The 18614-nt window shown below is 73.7% G+C and carries 18 protein-coding genes; 9 read left to right on the forward strand and 9 right to left on the reverse strand.

The annotated features are described in order from the left end of the window. Positions 1-2334, reverse strand: a 2334-nt coding sequence (locus ACZ63E_RS19415; protein WP_465337504.1) for an AAA family ATPase, incomplete at its 3' end; no start/stop codon positions are given. A gap of 294 nt (positions 2335-2628) precedes the next feature. Between ACZ63E_RS19415 and ACZ63E_RS19420 the strand changes: the two genes are divergently transcribed. Further along, positions 2629-3681 (forward strand): DUF742 domain-containing protein, encoded by a 1053-nt coding sequence (locus tag ACZ63E_RS19420; protein WP_465337505.1) that lies wholly within the window; start codon positions 2629-2631, stop codon positions 3679-3681. 41 nt (positions 3682-3722) lie between these two features. Then, entirely contained in the window at positions 3723-4388 is a 666-nt protein-coding gene (locus ACZ63E_RS19425) for an O-methyltransferase (RefSeq protein WP_465337507.1), read from the forward strand. A gap of 121 nt (positions 4389-4509) precedes the next feature. Here the strand turns inward: ACZ63E_RS19425 and ACZ63E_RS19430 are convergent, their stop codons facing one another. From ACZ63E_RS19430 to ACZ63E_RS19460, 7 genes are all read right to left on the reverse strand, one after another. Further along, positions 4510-5580, reverse strand: a complete 1071-nt coding sequence (locus ACZ63E_RS19430; RefSeq protein WP_465338084.1) for an HAD-IIIC family phosphatase — start codon at positions 5578-5580, stop codon at positions 4510-4512. 26 nt (positions 5581-5606) lie between these two features. Continuing rightward, on the reverse strand, positions 5607-6728 hold the full coding sequence (locus ACZ63E_RS19435) for an acyl-CoA dehydrogenase family protein (RefSeq protein ID WP_465337509.1): 1122 nt from the start codon (positions 6726-6728) through the stop codon (positions 5607-5609). Next, positions 6721-6996, reverse strand: coding sequence for an acyl carrier protein (locus tag ACZ63E_RS19440; RefSeq protein WP_465311386.1), 276 nt, complete (start codon positions 6994-6996; stop codon positions 6721-6723). Before ACZ63E_RS19440 ends, ACZ63E_RS19435 begins: the two co-directional genes overlap by 8 nt. After that, positions 6997-7854, reverse strand: coding sequence for a 3-hydroxyacyl-CoA dehydrogenase family protein (locus ACZ63E_RS19445; RefSeq protein ID WP_465337510.1), 858 nt, complete (start codon positions 7852-7854; stop codon positions 6997-6999). It abuts the gene before it with no gap. Positions 7855-7942: 88 nt separating this feature from the next. Continuing rightward, positions 7943-8233, reverse strand: coding sequence for a hypothetical protein (locus ACZ63E_RS19450; RefSeq protein WP_465337511.1), 291 nt, complete (start codon positions 8231-8233; stop codon positions 7943-7945). Between the two features lie 64 nt (positions 8234-8297). Beyond that, positions 8298-11033, reverse strand: coding sequence for an AAA family ATPase (locus ACZ63E_RS19455; RefSeq protein ID WP_465337513.1), 2736 nt, complete (start codon positions 11031-11033; stop codon positions 8298-8300). A gap of 22 nt (positions 11034-11055) precedes the next feature. Then, on the reverse strand, positions 11056-11322 hold the full coding sequence (locus ACZ63E_RS19460; RefSeq protein WP_465311382.1) for a hypothetical protein: 267 nt from the start codon (positions 11320-11322) through the stop codon (positions 11056-11058). A 201-nt stretch (positions 11323-11523) separates the two neighbouring features. Here ACZ63E_RS19460 and ACZ63E_RS19465 point away from each other — a divergent pair, with 201 nt between their 5' ends. Continuing rightward, positions 11524-12321 carry a thioesterase II family protein gene (locus ACZ63E_RS19465; protein WP_465337515.1) on the forward strand — a complete coding sequence of 266 codons (798 nt, stop codon included), beginning with the start codon at positions 11524-11526 and terminating at the stop codon, positions 12319-12321. 44 nt (positions 12322-12365) lie between these two features. Next, positions 12366-13127 carry a DeoR/GlpR family DNA-binding transcription regulator gene (locus tag ACZ63E_RS19470; protein WP_465311380.1) on the forward strand — a complete coding sequence of 254 codons (762 nt, stop codon included), beginning with the start codon at positions 12366-12368 and terminating at the stop codon, positions 13125-13127. 1 nt (position 13128) lies between these two features. Here ACZ63E_RS19470 and ACZ63E_RS19475 read toward each other — a convergent pair whose 3' ends face one another. Further along, entirely contained in the window at positions 13129-14289 is a 1161-nt protein-coding gene (locus tag ACZ63E_RS19475; RefSeq protein WP_465337517.1) for a cytochrome P450, read from the reverse strand. A 248-nt stretch (positions 14290-14537) separates the two neighbouring features. Here ACZ63E_RS19475 and ACZ63E_RS19480 point away from each other — a divergent pair, with 248 nt between their 5' ends. From ACZ63E_RS19480 to ACZ63E_RS19500, 5 genes are all read left to right on the forward strand, one after another. Continuing rightward, positions 14538-15008: a hypothetical protein gene (locus ACZ63E_RS19480; RefSeq protein WP_465337519.1), complete on the forward strand. Its 471-nt coding sequence runs from the start codon at positions 14538-14540 to the stop codon at positions 15006-15008. Positions 15009-15025: 17 nt separating this feature from the next. Next, entirely contained in the window at positions 15026-15643 is a 618-nt protein-coding gene (locus ACZ63E_RS19485; protein ID WP_465311377.1) for a hypothetical protein, read from the forward strand. A 331-nt stretch (positions 15644-15974) separates the two neighbouring features. Next, positions 15975-16265, forward strand: a complete 291-nt coding sequence (locus ACZ63E_RS19490; RefSeq protein ID WP_465337520.1) for a hypothetical protein — start codon at positions 15975-15977, stop codon at positions 16263-16265. Next, the gene (locus ACZ63E_RS19495; RefSeq protein WP_465337522.1) at positions 16255-17304 is read left to right on the forward strand and encodes a ketoacyl-ACP synthase III family protein; all 1050 of its coding nucleotides are present in this window, start codon (positions 16255-16257) and stop codon (positions 17302-17304) included. The genes ACZ63E_RS19490 and ACZ63E_RS19495 overlap by 11 nt, the downstream gene beginning before the upstream one ends. A 56-nt stretch (positions 17305-17360) precedes the next feature. Then, positions 17361-18605 carry a PP2C family protein-serine/threonine phosphatase gene (locus ACZ63E_RS19500; RefSeq protein ID WP_465337523.1) on the forward strand — a complete coding sequence of 415 codons (1245 nt, stop codon included), beginning with the start codon at positions 17361-17363 and terminating at the stop codon, positions 18603-18605. Positions 18606-18614 lie beyond the last annotated feature (9 nt).

Below are 18614 nucleotides of genomic sequence, written 5' to 3' on the forward strand. Positions count from 1 at the left end.
GCCTCTTTTCGGATCTGGTTCGAGTGTTTCGTGGGCCGGTTCGTCGGCGTGGGGGCCGAAACGGGCGGGGGAGGGCGCCGCACCGTTCCACCACGGGGGGGGGGGGGGTTTCCCCCCCCCCCCCCCCGCGCCCCCGCGGCCGGCCGCGGTGAAGGCTTCGAGCGCGGCCCGCGCGTCTCCCTTGGCCAGGTGCGTGAAACCGCGTTGCACCAACAGGTATCCGGCCGCCGAGCCGTCGTCGGCGCCGGCCGGGAGCACCGCGCCCACCGCGCGTTCGGCTTCGTCGACGCGCATCGCGGCCAGCGCCACCTCCGCGCGCACGGCCAGCAGGCCCGGCAGCGCCCGCGGGTGCCAGGCCCGCTCCGGCAGCCGCGCCACGGCGGCGTCGAGGTCGGCTTCGGCCTGGCCGAGGTTGCCGCGCCGCACCTCGCAGCGCGCCCGCAGCAGCAGTGCGTTCGCCGCGGCCGCGCGCGCCCCGGCGTGGGTCGCGTCCTGGTGGACGTCGGTGAGGCTGAGCACGGCTTCGGAAAGCTCGTCGGCGCAGAGCAGCACCCACGCGGCCTGCAGGCGCAGCGTGTACGGGAGGCTCGCGCCCGGTTCGAGCGCCAGCCGGGCGAGCTCCCGCGCGCGGCCGGGCCGCCGCCCGCTGCGGGCGAGCCGCACCGCGTACGTCGCCGCGCGCACGGGATCGGTGTCGCCGGGTGCGGACTCCGGCGCGTCGAACCCGGGGACCGGGACGACCGGGCCCGCCGAGCAGTCGTCCTGCGCCAGCCGGCCGAGCGCGGCCAGCGCGGCCGTCCCGGCGGCGAACGCGCTGCGCCGGCGGCAGGTCGCGGCGATCACCCGGTGCGCGGTGCGGGTGTCCCCGCGGGCGAGCAGGTGGTCGGCGGCTTCGAGCAGGACCGCGCCGGAGACCTCGGGACCGGTGTCGAGCAGGACGCGCTGCAGGCGCTGGTCGCTCAGCTCCGGCTGGTCGGCGATCTCGGCCAGGGCCAGGCCCAGCATCAGCTTCCGGCGTTCGGCCGGGCTGACCGGCTCCCGCAGGGCCCGCCCGAGCAGCCGGGCCGCGCCGGCGTCGTCACCGAGGGCCCGGCGCTGCTCCGCGGCCCGGCGCAGGGTCGCGACGGCCCACGACGCGCCGACCGGGCGCACGGTGGCCAGCAGCTCGGCGAGCTGGTCGTCCGGCACGGCGGCGCGGTAGGCGAGCTCGACGCACCGGGTGGCGAGCTCACCGCGGTCGGCGGCGCTCAGCGAGCCGAGCGCCGCGTCGGCGGTGGCGTCGTCGGCGATGCGCGTCGGCGCGTCTTCACGCACCAGGCCGAAGCCGACCAGCTGGCGCAGGGCGTCGCCGACGCGGCCGGCGAGCGGGCCGGCCAGCGTCGTCACGAGGTCGAAGTCGAGCAGGCCGCGGCACACCGCGATGGCCCGGAGCAGGTTCAGGGCGTCGGCGGGCAGGGCCGCGATCGACACGGCGAGCTCCCCGGCGCGGACGTCGGCCAGGTGCGCGGTGACGGCGGGCAGGTGCGCGGCGACCGGGTCCTGCCCGGCCGCGGCGAGCCGTTCGAGCACCGGCGCGACCAGCGCGGGCCGGCCGCCGGTGGCCTCGTGCAGCCCGGCGGTGAACCGCGGGTCGGCGTGGCTGCCGGGGAAGCGGCCGGCGACCAGCTCCCGCAGGCCGTCTTCGGTGAGCAGCCGGACGACGGCGGTCTCGCCGCCGGGCGCGGCCGGGGGCTCACCGGTGGCCAGCACCGAGCGGACCAGCAGCATCGGCGCCTGCTGCAGCCGGTGTTCCATCGCTTCGAGCCAGGCCGTCGAGCCGGGGTCGGCCCACTGGACGTCGTCGACGGCGATCAGCAGCGGGCCCTGGCTCGCGACGCCCACGAAGTCGCCGCACAGGGTCGGGATCGAGCGGTCGGCCGAGGCGCGGCCGCAGGAGCGGGCCCCGCCGTCGAGGCGGCAGTCGGCGTCGGCGAGGTCGGCGAAGAGCCGGTTGATCACCCCGCGGTGCACGGCGGACTCCCCGGGCGAGCAGGACGCGAAGGCGGTGGTCACCCCCGCTGTCCTGGCCTCGCGCACGACGGCGTCGAGCAGCGCGCTGCGCCCGGTGCCACGCGGCCCGGCGACGGTCACCTGACCGGACCGCCCGGCCAGCAGCCCGCGGATGCCGCGGCGCAGCACACCGAGCTCGTCTTCCCGCTCGACGAGCTCGGTGTGCCGAGCAGCGGTGCGGCGCGAGCGGTCGTCCCGCTCCCCGAGCCACGGCACGGTCAGCACCGGCGCGGCGACCGGGAGGGCGGGCCGTCCGGAAGTGCGCAGGACAGGCGCGACCGGCAACGCCGATCCGGCTCTACCTGGTCCGGGCACCACCATCACCCTCCGCCCGCAGCGGTTTCTGGCCCGTCACCCGGAGTTCACGAACGAGTGACGTGGCTATGCAGCCTAAGACGATGAATGTTGGTTTAACAAGTCCGGCGCCTTCGTTTTGTCTGTACTTGACCCCCAGCGTCAACGCACTACCCACGTAGACCCAGAAACCCCTACATTCCGGACCGCGAGCTTGACACCCAGGCAGGGCGGTCGGTGAAGGTGACTCACCAGCCCTGTCGGATCCGTTTCGAGGCCGCGAACATGAAAAAGTCCCACGATCGCCGCGTCGCAACCAGCCCGGCGACGTCCCTGTCCTTCGGCGGCTGGGGCGACTACACGGTGTGGGCCGAACATGGATTCACACCCAAACCCAAGTCCAGCCCCACGCCGCAGGCGGATGGTGACGGTGCGCGACCGGAGGGTGACGGCCCGGCTCGGCCGGCCGAGCGGCGTGGTCGCGGCGAGGAAGCCGAGGCCGGGGTCACCGAGGGTGAGCCGGCCGCCCGAGGCGGGCACCGGCGGCCGCGCGGCGACGAACCGGCCCGGGCTCGCCGGCCCGGCGAGAGCGCCGGCTCCCGCGACGGTGACCGCACCCGGGGCCGGGGCAAAGCCGCCCTGCGCGCGGACGATGCCGCCGGTCCCCGAGTCGCGGCAAGGGCGGGCAAGGCCGCCGACGGCACTCCCCGAGGCAAGACGGCATCCGGCGAGATCGCCGGCCACACCCCAAGCCGCGGCACTCCAGCGCACGGAAACACCAGACCCGGCGATGCGGCCGACCGCGCCACCACTCCCCAAGGCAGAACAACGCCCGGCGAGACCGCAGACCGCACCGCCGCTCCCCGGAGCAAGACAGCACCCGGCCAAACCGCCGCCCACACCCCAAGCCGCGGCACCCCCACCCACCGCACCCCGGAACCCGCCGCCCCCAGCACCCCCACGCGCCGCATCCCCGGCCGCGCCGCATCCCCCGCCGAAACCCGCCCGCTCCCGCCCTACATCCGCGGCAGCATCCCCCCGCCTCCGCCGGCCCGGGACCTCCTCCCGCCCGAAGTCATCGTCAGCGCCACCGGGCGGCACCGGCGGGCCGGGGTGCTCGCGCCCGATCTCGCCGCCGTCTGCCGGATGTGCCAAATCCCGACCTCGATCGCCGAGGTCTCCGCCTACCTGCTGCGGTCGCTGGACGACACCCGCGCGCTCGTGCGGGAAGGCGTCGACGCCGGGCTGCTCGTCGCCGCGGCCGCCGAGCTCGGGGTTGCCGGGCGGCCGCCGCTCGCGCTGCTGCACCGCGTTCACCAGGGACTGCTCCGGCTGTGAACTAGACACTTCCAGGAACGGGCGAACCTACGCTTCGGAGCATGGCGACCCAACTACTGGCGTCCTCCGACGTACTGAGCTACGTCAGCGAGCATTCGCAAGCCGAGGACGAGATCCTGCGCGAACTGCGCGACGAGACGGCGGCGCTGCCCATGGGGGCGGCGATGCAGGTGTCCGCGGAAGAAGGCCGGCTGCTCGCGATGCTGGTCAAGCTCACCCGGGCGCAGCTGGTGGTGGAGGTCGGCACCTTCACCGGGTACAGCTCCCTCTGCCTGGCCCGGGCCCTGCCCGACAACGGCCTGCTCATCACCTGCGACGTCACCGACCGCTGGCCCGCCTTCGGCCGGCCCTACTGGCAGCGGGCCGGGGTCGAAGACAAGATCGACCTGCGGATCGCGCCCGCCATCACGGTGCTCGACACGCTCTTCTACGAGTACAGCCCGGGCACCGTCGACCTGGTCTTCATCGACGCCGACAAGGTCGGGTACGCCGCCTACTACGAGGCCGCGCTCGGCCTGCTCGCGCCGGACGGCCTCATCGTCGTCGACAACACGCTCTTCTTCGGCCGCGTCACCGATCCCGAAGCGCAGGACCCCGACACGGTCGCCATCCGCGAGTTCAACCGCTTCGTCCGCGACGACCCGCGCGTGGAGATCTCGCTGCTGCCGATGGCCGACGGCATCACGCTCATCCGCCGGGCGAACTGAACCCCCGCAAGCGAAAGAGGCCGCCACGCCCGACCCGTGGCGGTCTTTTTCCCTGCCCGCACAACGGAAACGCAGAAGCCCGCCTCGCGGGTCGCGAGACGGGCCTCTGCGGTGAAACGGCTCAACGCACCCCGGCGGGCTCGGTGAGGTCGGGCGCCACCAGGGTCACCGTCGTGGGCTCCTCCTGCGGCGCCGGCTCCAGGTGCAGGCGCTGCAGGCCGGGCGCCTCGCCGTCGGGCAGCACGGCCGCGCACGCGCACGCGTCGTCGGCGAACCCGGCGAAGCGGTAGGCGATCTCCATCATCCGGTTGCGGTCGGTCGGCCGGAAGTCGGCGACCAGGTGCGCGTCGGCGGTCGTGGCCTGGTTGGCCAGCCAGCGCAGGATGATCGAGCCCGCGCCGAACGACACGACCCGGCACGACGTCGCCAGCAGCTTCAGGTGCCAGAACTCGTCGAACGTCTCGAGCAGGATCACCCCGACCGCGCCGTGCGGGCCGAAGCGGTCCTGCATGCTGACCACCAGCACGCGGTGCGACGGGTCGTCGAGCAGGCTGCGCAGCTTCTCGTCGGAGTAGTGGATGCCGGTGGCGTTCATCTGGCTCGTGCGGCGCGTCAGCTCCTCGACGCGGGACAGCTCGGAGTCGGTCGCCGGCAGGATCGTCATGCGCAGGTCCAGCGAGCGCAGGAAGTCCTCGTCCGGGCCGGCGAACCCGGCCTGGGCCTCCTGCCGCCGGAAGGACGCCTGGTACATCTGGCGCCGCCGCCGCGAGTCGACGGTGACCGTGGCCGGGCTGAACTCCGGCAGGCCCGCCAGCTCCAGCACGTCTTCGGCGCGGTAGGTGCGCACCTGCGGGTGGTGATAGGTCACCTCGGCCCGCTCGCTGTCGCGGTCGTCGACGAACGCGATCGTCTCGAGGGCGAACTTGAGGTCGTCGGCGATTGCCTTGACCGACTGCGACTTCGGGTGCCAGCCGATCTGCGGGAGCACGAAGTACTCCGCCAGACCCAGCTCCTCCAGCCGCGCCCAGGCGTGCTCGTGGTCGTTCTTGCTCGCGACGGACTGGAGGATGCCGCGCGCGTCGAGGGTCTTCACCAGCTCGCGGACCGCGGGGGCCACCTCGACCGAGCCGTCCTCCAGCAGCGTGCCGTTCCACAGGGTGTCGTCGAGGTCCCACACCAGGCACTTGACCATGGTCGTGCTAGCCACCGGACTCCTCCTCAGTCGCCGGAATTCACGAGGACACGGGTGTGCCCCGCCAGGATGAGCTGGCAGATCTCGTTGCTGCCTTCGATGAGCTCCATCAGCTTCGCGTCGCGGTGCGCGCGGGCGACCACGTGGCCGTCCTGCGCCGCCGCCGAAGCCAGCACCTGCACCGCCGCGCCCGAGCCGCGGGCCGCCGCGGTCGAGCTGACGTACTTGGCCAGCACGGTCGCGACCACCATCTCGGGTGAGCGCTCGTCCCACGCGCGGCTGGCGTGCTCGCAGACGCGCGTCGCGGCCTGCTCGTCGGCGTACAGGTCGGCCAGGTGCCGGGCGACGAGCTGGCGGTCGGCCAGCGGCAGGCCGCCCTGGCGCCGCCGCGTGGCGTGCCCGCCGGCGGCGGCCAGGCAGGCCCGCAGGATGCCGACGCAGCCCCACGCCACCGAGATCCGGCCGTAGGCCAGCGCGGTCGTGACCAGCATGGACAGCTCGACCCCGCCGCCGCCGAGCACCGCCGAGCGGGGCAGCCGGACGTCGTGGAGCCGGACGGTCGAGTGGCCGGCGGCGCGGCACCCGCTGGGGTACGGGACGCGCTCGACGGTGACGCCCTCGGCGTCCGCCGGGACGACGACCGCCGTGCCGAGGCCGTCGAGCTCGCCGACGACCACGATCAGGTCCGCGTAGGCCGCGGCGGTGATCCAGACCTTCTCGCCGTTGACCACGACGTCGTCGCCGTCGGCGCGGACCGTCGTGGCCACTGTGGACAGATCACTGCCCGCGGCGGGTTCGCTGAACGCCACCGCGGCGAGGTCGCCCGAGGTGAGCCGGCCGAGGTAGCGGGCGCGCTGGGCCCGGTCGCCGAAGCGCTGGATCGTCCACGCCGCCATGCCCTGGGAGGTCATGACGCTGCGCAGCGAGCTGCACAGCGAGCCGGCGTGCGCGGTAAACTGTCCATTGTGGATACTGCTGGCGCCGACGCCGCCGAACATGGCGGGCACCTCGGCGCACAGCAGGCCACGGGCGCCCAGCGCGCGCAGCAGGTCCTCGGGCAGCAGGCCGTCGACGTCCCAGGCCGCCGCCCGGTCGCCGACCCGCGCAGTCAGCTCGGCGGCGGCCGCCTCGAGGGGGTTGTCACTCATCGAGCAGACGCCCCACGAGCGAGGTCATGCCCTCGACGGTGCGGAAGTTGTCCAGTTTCAGGTCCGGGCCGACGATCGCGATGCCGTAGGTCTGCTCGAGGAACACGACCAGCTCCATGGCGAACATCGACGAGACCAGCCCGGTGCGGAAGAGGTCCTGGTCGACCGGCACGTCCTGCTTGACGCGCCCGGTCAGGAACTCCCGGATCTCCCGCGTCACGGCCTCCGGCGTGCGTGCCGGGGTTGCGGTGGTGGAGACGTCGTTCACTCAGAACACCTTCCCGTACTCGTAAAAGCCCCGTCCGGTCTTCCGGCCGAGGTGGCCGTCGGCCACTTTGGACTGCAGCAGCGCGCACGGGGCGTGCCGCGGGTCGCCGGTGCGTTCGGCCAGCGCCCGCAGCGCGTCCGCGAGGTTGTCCAGGCCGATCAGGTCGGCGGTGCGCAGCGGGCCGGTCGGGTGACCGAGGCAGCCCTGCATGAGCTCGTCGACCGCCTCCACCGACGCGGTGCCCTCTTCGACCAGCCGCGCGGCGTCGTTGATCATGGGGTGCAGCAGCCTGCTGGTGACGAACCCGGGCGAGTCGCGCACGACGATCGGGCGGCGGCTCAGCCGTTCCAGCAGGCCCAGCACCGAGTCCAGAGTGGACTGCCCGGTGCGCGGGCCACGGACCACCTCGACGTTCGGGATGAGGTAGGCCGGGTTCATGAAGTGCGTCGCCAGCAGGTCCGCGGGCCGCTCGAGAGCGTCGGCCAGCTCGTCCACCGGGATGCCGGAAGTGTTGGTGATCAAGGGTGTCCCCGGGGCGACCAGCGCCGCCAGCTCGCCGAGCACGCTCGCCTTGACCTTGTCGTCTTCGATGACCGCTTCGATGACCGCCGTCGCGTCCTTCGCCGCGCCCAAGCCGGTCGTCGCGGTCAGCTCGCCTTCGGCGACGTCGGGGAACGCGCCCATCAGGCGGCCGTGCCGCAGTTGCTGCGCCACCCGCCGTTTCGCGGATTCCACCGCCTCGCCGTCGGTTTCGACGAGCGTGACCGGAACCCCGTGTCCCAGTGCCATCGCCGTGATGGCCGAGCCCATCACCCCGCCGCCGATCACGGCCGGCCGATCCTGCGCCTGCCCGCCCACCGCGCCTCCTGAGTCTCCGGGATTCTTCCCTGGTGCCAAGGAAGCGTCGGGCACGGCGGTGCCAGTGGTCAACGAACCGGCGGCAACTCTAGGGTTTTCCGTCCGGCCCGGCCGCGCCCGGATCGGCGCGCAGCACGCCCAGCGCCGCGAGGTCGCCCATCCACGCGCGCAGCGATCCCGTCAGCTCCGCCGGTTCGACGTCGCAGGTGGGCGCGAGGGCGCGCGCGGCGGCCGCGGGATCCCAGTCGTGCTGGGCCAGCGCGATCCACATCGCCGCGCCGAGCCCGCTGGCGAGCACGCGGTGCTCCCCGGTGGGCAGCACCATTTCGAGCACGCCGGTGTCGTCGACGACCACCGCTAGCCCGGGCACCGGACGCATGGCGCTCCCCCGGGTTCTCCGTGCGCCACCGGGCGCGTGCGGCCCCCGTGCGGCCGCATCCTCGTCACAGCGCCGGTTCCGGCGCGAGCAGGCCACCGGGGAACCGCTCCTGCAGCTGGGCGCGGCCGGTGACCCCCAGCTTGCGGTAGACGCTCGTCAGGTGGATCTCGACGGTCCGCACGGCCAGCTGCAGCGCGTCCGCGATGGTCCGGTTGGTGGCGCCGGTCGCGGCGAGCTCCCCGACCCGCCGTTCGCCCAGGGTCAGCACGTCGGTGACGCTGCCGGTGACCGCGTAGTTGCGCCCGCCGGCCGCCGTGACGCCCGCGCGGGCCTCCTCGGCCCGGCCCCAGAACCCGGACCGCACCGAACGGTCCACAGCGGACCGGAACCGCCGGCGCGCGCCCTGGTGGTCACCGGCGCGCAGGAGGGCCCGGCCCAGCGCCGTCTCCGCCTCGGCCAGGTGCCAGGACGCCGCGGTGCCGGCGAGCACCTCGGCCGCCGCGGTCAGCCCGTCGACGGCGGCGCCGCCTTCGGCCACCAGCCCGCGGCCCAGCAGCGCGAGGCCACGCGCGGACGCGGTTCCCCACGCCCGGGCCAGTTCTTCCCCGTGCGCCACGAGCCCGGCGGCCTCCTCGCGCCGGCCGAGCCGGACGAGCACGCGGGCGCCGTCGAGCCACCACGGGACGAACAGCGGGTTGGCCCCGCCTTCCGCCCGCAGCGCGTCGCCGCAGCGGCGGGCGTGGCCCAGCGCGCCTTCGAGGTCGCCGCGCGCCTCGGCCAGCCGCGCGCGGGCCAGCAGGTGGGCGGGAAAGCGCAGGACGGACCCGTCGAGGCCGAAGTGGTCGGCGCGGGCCAGCGCCGCGGCCGCGCCTTCGGTGTCGCCCTGCTGCAGCAGGGCGAGCGCCTGGGCGACCAGGGGCGCGGTCGCGAGCTCGGCGCGGTCGTCGCGCTCGGCCGCCCGCACGGCCGCCGAAGCGTCCGACAGGGCACGGGAAAGGTCGCCCGCGCCGCACGTCAGCCACGAATGCGCGGTCAGCGTCACGACTTCCGTCCAGCCGGTGTCGCCGCGCACGGGCCCGGGCGAGAGCCCGCCGAGGGCGGCCAGTGCCTCGTCGACTTCGTCCGCGGCGAACAGCACGAAGGCGGCCAGCGAGCAGGCCCACCGCACCGAGGGTTCCGGCCGTTCCAGGGCCCGGCGCGCGCAGGAGACCGCGAGGTCGCGGTCGGCGCCGCGGATCATGTGCGCCAGCGACGCCAGGGCCAGCACGCTCACCTCGGCCGACGTCTGGCCGGTCAGCCCGGACATCGACGGCAGGCGCGCGCCGACGAGCTCGAGGGTGCCGGGCTGTTCGAACGCGACCGCCAGCAGCGCGGCTTCCAGCTCCGTGCGCAGGACCCGGCCGGCGTCCCCGGCGGGGTCGGCGTCGAGCTGCTCGAGCGCGCCGGTCAGCAGGCTGGTCGCTTCGGCCGCTTCGCCGGCCGAAAGCGCGGCGATGGCCAGCTGCAGCGAGATGCGCGCGCGGCTGCCCGTGTCTTCGGCCAGCCCGGACATCCCGGCGAGCGTCGCGTAGGCGGCCAGCGGGTCGCGCACGCCGACGAGCCGGGCGAACTCGATGCGCACCGGCATGTCCTGCGGCCGGTCGGCGACGAGGACCCCGAGGTAGCGCGCGGCGTCGTGCGGCCGGCCCGCACGCTCGGCGGTGCGCGCGGCTTCGGCGAGCACGTCCCGCATCCAGCGCTCCGGCAGCCGGCGGCGCCCGACCAGGTGCCCGGCGACGTCTTCGGGGGCGCGGCCGCGGTCGTTGAGCAGCCGGGCCGCGGTCAGCCGCAGCGGGTCCAGCCGCCGCTCGGGTACGCCGGCCAGCACGGCGTCGCGGACCGCGGCGGAGGCGAGCTCGCGCCCGTCCGCGCGCAGCACGTGTTCGGCGGCCAGGACGCCGAGGGCGTCCGCGGCGAGTGGTTCGGGCACCCCGCCGAGCAGGCCGGCGAGCTCCACGTCGGGCCGGCCGAACACCGCCACGGCTTCGGCCACCCGCCGCACGTGCTCCGGACGGCCGGCCAGCACGCGCTCGACCAGCCGGGCGCGGGCGGCCGGCGCCAGCGCCCGGGCTCGCGCCAGAGCCGCTTCCCCCGGGGCGAAGCCGTCGAGGTGCAGCGCGGCGCAGATCTCCCCGAGCAGAGCCGGGTTGCCGCCGGTCAGCTCGGCCAGCTCGGCGGTGAAACCGGGCCCCGGCCGCTCGGGCCACCACGCGGCGACCGCCTCGGCGACGTCGGGCTCGCCGAAGGCGCCCAGGTCGACGGTCTCGACGTCACCGGGCGGCAGGGTCATCGGCGGCCACAGCGGCCGGTCGGCGGGCCGCTGCGCGACGACGACCAGCAGCGGCTGCTCGGCCCCCCGGTGCGCCTGGTGGGCCAGCACCCGCACGGAGGCCTCGTCGCAGTGGTGGAAGTCGTCGAGCAGGACGACGACCGGGCCGGTCGCGGTCAGCTCGGCCAGGCGGCGGCCGAGCCGCCGCGAAAGCACCGCCACCGGCATCCCGTAGCGGCCCCCGGCGTCCGGGAGCAGCCCTTCGACGGCGTTCCCGGCGCTGCCGCCGGGACGACGGCAGGTTTCCGACAGCACGGTCGCGCGGTCACCCGCGACCCGCGCGAACTCGGCCAGCAGCGCCGTCTTGCCGGTGCCGGTCGCCCCGCGCACCCGCACCAGGGTCGCCGAACCGGCCCGCGCGTTGGCGAACGCCGAACCGAGGACCTCCAGCTCCCGCCGCCGGCCCACCACGCGGCCGGCGACAGCCGTCACCTCCGCCATCCTCACCCCACTTTCACGGAAGGCGGCGGCCGCCCAGTCCTTCGTCGTCGGCGCCGTGCCACATTTCCCGCGCGTACGGCGCGTCGGGCACGGGAATCCGGTCGGTGGCCACGCCGAGCGGGACCACGGGCAGCTCCCCCAGCCCGGTTTCGATCCAGCCGAGGTCGCTCATCAGGCGCCGCATCGGCGGGGTGTCACCGTGGATCCGGTGCAGCGACTGGATGGCTCGGCGCAGTTCGGTCGCCTTGCGCCGGGCGGCGGTGAGCGCGTCGGCAGTCATCGGGGCTCCTCTCGGGCAGGGCAGAGCGGGTGGCCGTGGCCCGGCCGGACCGCGTGCCCCGCCGACGTTAGGGGCCTTCGCACCCGGAAAACCCCGGACCTCGCGGCGGTCCGGCGGGTGTGAGCGGCAACACTAGGGAATCCATGGCCGGGAGCGGCGTTGACTGGCTGATCTGAACCCGCGTCGAAGGGAAGAGCTCTCGTGAACATCGCGGACAACGCCACCACGTCGTGGATCCGCCGGTACCACCCCGCCCCCGGCGCGGGGACCCGGCTGGTCTGCTTCCCGCACGCCGGTGGCTCGGCGAGCTACTTCCACCCGGTCTCGGCCCGGTTCGCCCCGGCCGTCGACGTCGTCTCCCTGCAGTACCCGGGGCGCCAGGACCGGCGGCGGGAGCCGAACCTCGACTCCATCGCCGCGCTCGCGGACCTGGTCGCCGACGAACTGGCGGCCCTGTCGGACAAACCGGCTGTCTTCTTCGGACACAGCATGGGCGCGGTCCTCGCCTTCGAAACCGCGTGGCGGCTCGAACGGCGCGGGGTCCGGGCGCCCGGCGCGGTGATCGCGTCCGGCCGGCGCGGGCCGTCGACCTTCCGCGACGAGCGGGTCCACGAACGGGACGACGACGGGATCCTCGACGAGGTCCGCGAGCTCAACCGGCTGGACAAAACGGTCATCGGCGACGACGAGATCCTGCGGATGGCGCTGCCCGCCATCCGCGCCGACTATCGGGCGATCGAAACCTACAGCTGCCCGGCGGACCGGCGCGTCCGCTGCCCGGTCACCGTCCTCATCGGCGAGCGCGACCCGAAGGTGACCGCCGAGGAGGCCGGGAACTGGGGCGAGCACACCGAAGGCGGCTTCCGGCTGGAAGCGTTTCCCGGCGGGCACTTCTTCCTGGCCCGTCAGCAGAGCGCGGTGAACGCCGAGATCGAACGCGAGCTGCACGCCCTCACCGCTCCCGCCGCGGCATTGCACTCCGGGCGTGATTCAACATAAAGTAACATCACCAACCACACAGAACGACATGGCGGGGGTCGCGGGTGTACGCGGAAGAGCGTCAGCAGCTGATCCTCGAGCGAGCGCGCTCCAACGGCCGGGTCGACGTGGCCGAGCTGGCCGGCGAGTTCGCGGTGACGACGGAAACGATCCGCCGCGACCTCACCACCCTCGAGCGCCACGGGTCGCTGCGCCGCGTCCACGGCGGGGCGATCCCCATCGAGCGGCTCGGCTTCGAACCCGCGTTGAACACCCGCGAAAGCGTGATGACGGGGGAAAAGAAGCGGATCGGCAAGGCCGCGCTCGCCGAGCTCCCGGCGGAGGGCGCGATCCTGCTCGACGCGGGCACGACCACCGCGCACCTGGCCGAGGCGCTGCCGATCGACTGCAACCTCACCGTGGTCACCAACTCCGTGAACATCGCGCTGACGCTGTCCAAACGGCCCAACCTGACGGTGATGCTGGTCGGCGGCCGCCTGCGGGCGCGCACGCTGGCGTCGGTCGACTCGTGGGCCCTGCACTCGCTGAGCGAGACGTTCGTCGAAGTCGCCTTCATGGCCACCAACGGGTTGTCCGTCGAGCGCGGCCTGACCACCCCGGACCCGGCGGAAGCCATGGTGAAGCGCGCGTCGATCGCCGGCGCCCGCCGCGTGGTGCTGCTGGCCGACCACACCAAGGTCGGCAACGACCACTTCGCCCGCTTCGCCGAGCTGTCCGAAGTGGACACGTTCATCACCGACGGCGGCATCGACTCGACGGTGGCCGCCGAGATCGAGCGCGAAGGCGTGAACGTCCGGACCGCCTGAGCTACCAGCGCACCGGTAGTTCGTAGAGTCCGAAGAGGACTCCGTCGTGCTTGAACTCGAGCTCGTCGGACGGCACGGCCAGGCGCAGGCGCGGCACCCGCGCGAACAGCGTGTCCAGGGCGACCTCCATCTCCAGCCGCGCCAGGTTCTGCCCGATGCACTGGTGGATCCCGTACCCGAACGCCACGTGGTGGCGCGCCGAGCGGGCCGGGCAGAACTCACCGGCGTCTTCGAACACGGTGCCGTCGTGCCCGGCGGCCAGCCCGAGCGGCGCGACCCCTTCGCCGCGGCGGATGAGCTGGCCGGAGATCTCGAGGTCTTCGGTGGCGACGCGCAGGCTGACGACGTCGGAGATGGAGTAGAACCGCAGCAGCTCTTCGACGACGCCGTCATGACCGATCCACTGTGGATTGTTCAGCAGCGTGACCACGCCGAGGGAAAGCATGTTGGCGGTCGTCTCGTGCCCGGCGACCAGCAGCAGCATGGCGACCCCGAGCAGCTCGGCGTCGTCCAGCGCGCCGCCGGCGAGCAGCCGGCTGATGAGGTCGTCGGCGGGCTGCTCGCGCTTGGTCGCGATGAGCTCGGTGAGGTAGGTGTTGATCTCACCCAGCGCCACTTCCCGTTGCCGCGCGGTCGAAGCCAGGTTGACCAGGACCCGCGTGCGCGACTCGAAGTGCTCGTGGTCTTCGTAGGGCACGCCGAGCAGCTGGCAGATGACGAGCGAGGGCAGCACCAGGCAGAAGGCGGACACGAGGTCGGCGGAGTTCCCGGCGGCGAGCATGGCGTCGATCCGCTCGTCGACGACCCGCTGGATGCCCGGGCGCAGGTCCCGCACCTTCCGCACGGTGAACTCGGGGATGAGCAGCTTCCGGAACCGCGTGTGCTCGGGCGCGTCCATCGCGACGAACCACCCGGGCAGCGCCTCGGGAGCCCCGCCGGTGGCGGGAAAACCGGGCTTCGCCGGATCCGAGCTGAGCCGCGGATCGGTCAGCGCGGCCCGCACGTCCTCGTGCCGCGCGACCAGCCAGACGGGAGTTCCACCGGGCAGCATCGTGCGGCAGAGCCCGGGCCGGGCCCGCAGATCCGCGTAGCCATCGGGCGGCGTGACCTGGCCGGGCGCCCGCCGCGGGAAGTCGACGACGCCGGGTTCCGTACTCACCATGCACCGGTTCTACCGCGCCGCCCGCCCGGATCCCGCTTCGGCGGCGGAAGTCTGCAAAAACCCCTAGCCGGCCCACCCGGCCGGCGCAGCGTACCCCGGTCACGTTTCGCGCGCAGTCCGGCGGCAGTGTCCTCAGGGGAATGGGGCAGACCCGGAAGGTCCGGCGGGCAATGGTCGCGACGCTTCGTCCGCCTCGACGTACTTTCGAGGACGAAGATTCTTTTCCGATTCCGGAGAAAGGAACCACAATGGCGAACACCTGGGCCAGAAAAGCCATGACGGCCGCGGCGGCGGCATCGGCCGTTTCCCTGCTCGGCGCCGTTCCCGCCGCGGCCGCGGACGTCACCCGGCACTGCGTGCTGAACTCGGAAACCGGTGTGCAGCACTGTTCCACGGGAACGCAGCGCTCGGTGGCCGACGCGGAGGCGGACGGGCAGGTCGTGCAGGGCACCTTCTTCGACGGTCCCGACTACAGCGGGAACTCGCTCACCATCACCGGACCCGAACTGTGCAAGAAGGACGGCTGGGTCAACTGGCAGTTCGACCTGGGTGACGACTGGAAGAACAAGATTTCGTCCGTGCAGCCGTGGGGCGACTGCTGGATCTGGCTCTACCCGGAGCCCAATCTCGGCGGCGACCGCGACGGCCCGTTCAAGGAGAACACCGGCAACGTCGGGTCCTTCATGGACGACCGCACCCAGTCCATCGGTTTCAGCTGAGCGAAGGAGTGACCACCATGACCAGCAAGCGCACCGCATGGACGGCGGCGGGCCTCGGCCTGCTCACCGCGGCCGGGCTCGTGCTCACCGCACCCGGCGCGTCGGCCGACGGCCAGCCCACCGCGCGGGAACTGCTCGACAAGTGCGACAACGGCACGGACTCGTGCGTGTTCCACCCGGCGGGCCCGCCGGAGGAACACACCGGGGCCGGGCACCAGGTCGGCGAGGCGGCCTACAACTGCACCGGAGATCTGCAGCGCAGCACGGTGAACTGGTCCGACACCACCGGCGAGTCGAACAGCTTCGGCGTCTCCCTTTCGGCCGAATACGGGTTCTCGGAAGTGTTCAAGGTGTCCATCGAGACGTCTTACCAGCACACATGGGAGTCTTCGCACACCGAAGGACAGGCGACCAACGTCGACGTCCGGCCCGGGGAAAAGGGCTGGGTGGAGCGCGCGCCGAAGATGCAGAAGGTGCACGGCACCTACGAGATGCACTTCCCGGACCGGTTCTACGACCACTACATCTGGTACCAGGACTTCGACGCGGACGGCCCGGTCCCCGGCTCGACCGGCGACATCACCCAGCACACCGCCCCGATGACCGACCAGGAGCGCACGGAGCACTGCGGCTGAGCCGACGGCCGCCGCCGGCCGGGGTCCGGCGGCGGCCGCCGGGGAGGCGCCGGTCGCGCGGGCTTCCTCAGCGCGCGGCTACTACTCAGAGTGACGAACACCCGAAGGATCTTCATGATCACCAACCGGTGAAACCGAGTTGACTTCGGCAAATCCGATCGCGTAGCAGTCGGTGCGATCACTCTGTGTATCGGGGTGGCCCCAAGCGTCGCATGATCATCACGGTAGGTTTCTCGCCGTTCACCGGGGCCCGACGACGCGTCCCCGCCATCCCCCCGGCCAGCGCGCGCCCCGTGGTGCGGGCTGTTTTGCCGTGCCGAAAGGAAGTTGCTTGACCGCCACGACGTTGACACAGGTGCTCAGCGAGCCCGCCACCACCGGGTCCGCCCGGCTGGTCGTGCGGTGGGACCGGGAAACCGGCTGGGCGCACCTGGCCATCGCCGTTCCGGGCGCCGGTCCGGCCCGCTTCGCGGGTTTCCACCGGTTCGCCGCGGGAAGCCCCGGAGCCGTCGCCGCCGAGCTCGCCGCCGCCGGGTGCGTCTCCGCTCCCCCGCTCCACCTCGACGACACCCTGTCGGAGATCGAAGCCGCGCTGCCGGAGGTGGCCGCCGATGCGCGTTGACGACCTGCACCTCGCCGGGATCGGCGTCGAGGTCGGCGCGCTGACCCCGGTCGCCGTCTCCCTGGCGGCCGGCGAGTTCACCGCCGCCGACGCCGGCCGGACCGGCCAGCTCTCCACCGCCGTCGCCGGGCTGCCCGGCCCCGAGCTCGCCGTGCGCGCGGGGCGGGAAGCGTTGCGCCAGGCGGAAACCACGAGCGGCGAGCCGGTGTGGCCGACCCTGTGCCTGCACGCCGGGATCTACCACCCCGGCATCGACTTCTGGCACGCCGCGTCCTACGTGCGCGACCAGCTCGGCGTCGGCGCCGGTCCGGGCCTCACGCTCGAGCTCGGCGCGATGAGCAACAGCCTGGTCGCCGGTCTGGACGTCGCGGCGAGCGTGCTGCGCGGCCGCCCGGACCACGAGGCCGCGCTCATCACCGCGGGCGACCGGTTCGGCGGCCCCGGCTTCCCGCACTGGACCACCGACACGGGCATCGTCTACGGCGACGCCGGCAGCGCGGTCGTGCTGTCCCGCCGACCGGGCCTGGCACGAATCCGCGCGGTCGCCTCCTACACCGACCCGTCCCTGGAAGGCCTGCAACGCGGCGACGAACCGTTCCGCTCCGCCAGCATCACCGCCCACCGGTCCCTCGACATCCGCAGCCGCAAGCGCCAGTGGCTCGGCCGCCACGGCGGGCCGGCCCACGTCGACAGCCGCAACGCCGACGGCGTCACGGCGGTCGTGAAGACGGCCCTGGCCGACGCGGGTGTCGACCTGCCCGACATCACCCGGATCTGCGCCCCGCACTACGGCCGCCGCCTGGTGCACACGCAGATCCTGCGCCCGCTCGGCATCCCCGAGCACCGCACGATGACCGAGCTGGGCCTGCGGGTCGGCCACCTGGGCGCCAGCGACCAGATCGTGGCGCTCGAGCACCTGCTCCGCACGGGTGAGGCCGGTCCGGGTGACCACGTGCTGCTGCTGGGCATCGGCGTGGGCATGACGTGGACGGCGGTCGTGCTGCAGCTCGGCCCGGCGTCCGCGCGCCCGGCGGCGTGACCGTGATCGCCTGAATCCGTTCTGCCGGTTCGGCGGCGGGATGCCAGAGTGCAGGAGTGGCTCTGTCTCGTCCGGAGCAGGCTCCGGACCGGAAGCTTGCCGCACTCGACCTGAAGCAGGCCGGAACCGCCGCTTCGCTGCGCCGTCGTGTCCGCGACGCGTGCGGCGAAGCGGGGGTTCCGGTCGAAGACCGCGCCCGGCTGGTCCTGGCGGTCACCCTCGTCACCGAGCCGGCGCTCGGTGACGACGGCGTGGTCACCCTCACGACCGCCGTCACCGAGGACGTCCTCACCGTCGCCGTCCGGCTGCCGGAGACCGCGTCCCGGCCGGTCCTCGACGACCTGCCGTTGCCGGCGGTCGCCGGCGCCGACGGCACCGTCGGCTGGCAGGTCGCGACCGGACGACGACCGGTCCCCGCGCCCGCCGACGACGAACAGGCGACCCGGCAGGAGATGCTCGCGCTCGTCGCCGCCGCGGACGCGCAGGCCCGGGAGCAGCAGGACCTGCGCACCGAGCTGGCGGAAACCAACAGCGGCGTGCTGGCCATGTACGTCGAGCTCGAGCAACGCGACGAGCAGCTCCGCAACGCCCACGCCCGGATCTTCCAGGAGCTGGAAGACGCCCTGCGCCCGCCGCCGCCGGAGGTCCCGGGGCTGGAGCTCGGCGTCTGCTACTCCCCGACCGAACCGGACTCCCCCACCGGCGGCGACCTCTACGACTGGTTCGTCCTCCCCGACGGCCACCTGCACGTGACCCTGGTCGACGCGGTCGGCCACGGCGTCACCTCGACGAGGGACGCTCTCACCGTCACCCACGCGATCCGCACGCTGGCCCTGGAGGGCCGCCCCTTCGCCGACCTGATCGCGCACGCGTCCCGCGCCCTCGCCACGATCGCCCCCACGCTGATGGCGACGGTGCTGCTGGCCCGCATCGACCCCACGACCGGCCACACCCGGCTCGCCAACGGCGGCCACCCGGAGCCCGTCCTGGCCGACAGCGCGGGAACGACGAGGCTCCTCCGCCCGGCCCGTGTCGGCCGCGGCGTCGGCTTCCCGGACCCCGGCAGCCCCTGCCTGGTCGACGTCGACCTGGAGCCGGGCGCCACCCTGCTGCTGTACACCGACGGGCTGGTCGAATCCCGCAAGGACGTCGACGAAGGCCAGGCCCGCTTGCTGGAGGTGGCCGGCACGCACACGAGCTATCCGGCGACGCTGCTGCCCGGCGAGGTGGTCGCCCGGATGCACGACGTCGTCGTGTACGCGGACGACACGGTGCTGCTGGCGATCCGCCGGAACTCGTAGGCTGCCGCG

It is taken from the genome of Amycolatopsis sp. NPDC104819 (assembly GCF_055583145.1).

Excerpts from the sequence above, each read along its gene's own strand:
- ACZ63E_RS19420 (WP_465337505.1), top strand. The coding sequence starts at position 2,629 with ATGAAAAAGTCCCACGATCGCCGCGTCGCAACCAGCCCGGCGACGTCC.
- ACZ63E_RS19425 (WP_465337507.1), top strand. The coding sequence starts at position 3,723 with ATGGCGACCCAACTACTGGCGTCCTCCGACGTACTGAGCTACGTCAGC.
- ACZ63E_RS19430 (WP_465338084.1), bottom strand. The coding sequence starts at position 5,580 with ATGGTCAAGTGCCTGGTGTGGGACCTCGACGACACCCTGTGGAACGGC.
- ACZ63E_RS19435 (WP_465337509.1), bottom strand. The coding sequence starts at position 6,728 with ATGAGTGACAACCCCCTCGAGGCGGCCGCCGCCGAGCTGACTGCGCGG.
- ACZ63E_RS19450 (WP_465337511.1), bottom strand. The coding sequence starts at position 8,233 with ATGCGTCCGGTGCCCGGGCTAGCGGTGGTCGTCGACGACACCGGCGTG.
- ACZ63E_RS19460 (WP_465311382.1), bottom strand. The coding sequence starts at position 11,322 with ATGACTGCCGACGCGCTCACCGCCGCCCGGCGCAAGGCGACCGAACTG.
- ACZ63E_RS19475 (WP_465337517.1), bottom strand. The coding sequence starts at position 14,289 with ATGGTGAGTACGGAACCCGGCGTCGTCGACTTCCCGCGGCGGGCGCCC.
- ACZ63E_RS19480 (WP_465337519.1), top strand. The coding sequence starts at position 14,538 with ATGGCGAACACCTGGGCCAGAAAAGCCATGACGGCCGCGGCGGCGGCA.
- ACZ63E_RS19485 (WP_465311377.1), top strand. The coding sequence starts at position 15,026 with ATGACCAGCAAGCGCACCGCATGGACGGCGGCGGGCCTCGGCCTGCTC.
- ACZ63E_RS19495 (WP_465337522.1), top strand. The coding sequence starts at position 16,255 with ATGCGCGTTGACGACCTGCACCTCGCCGGGATCGGCGTCGAGGTCGGC.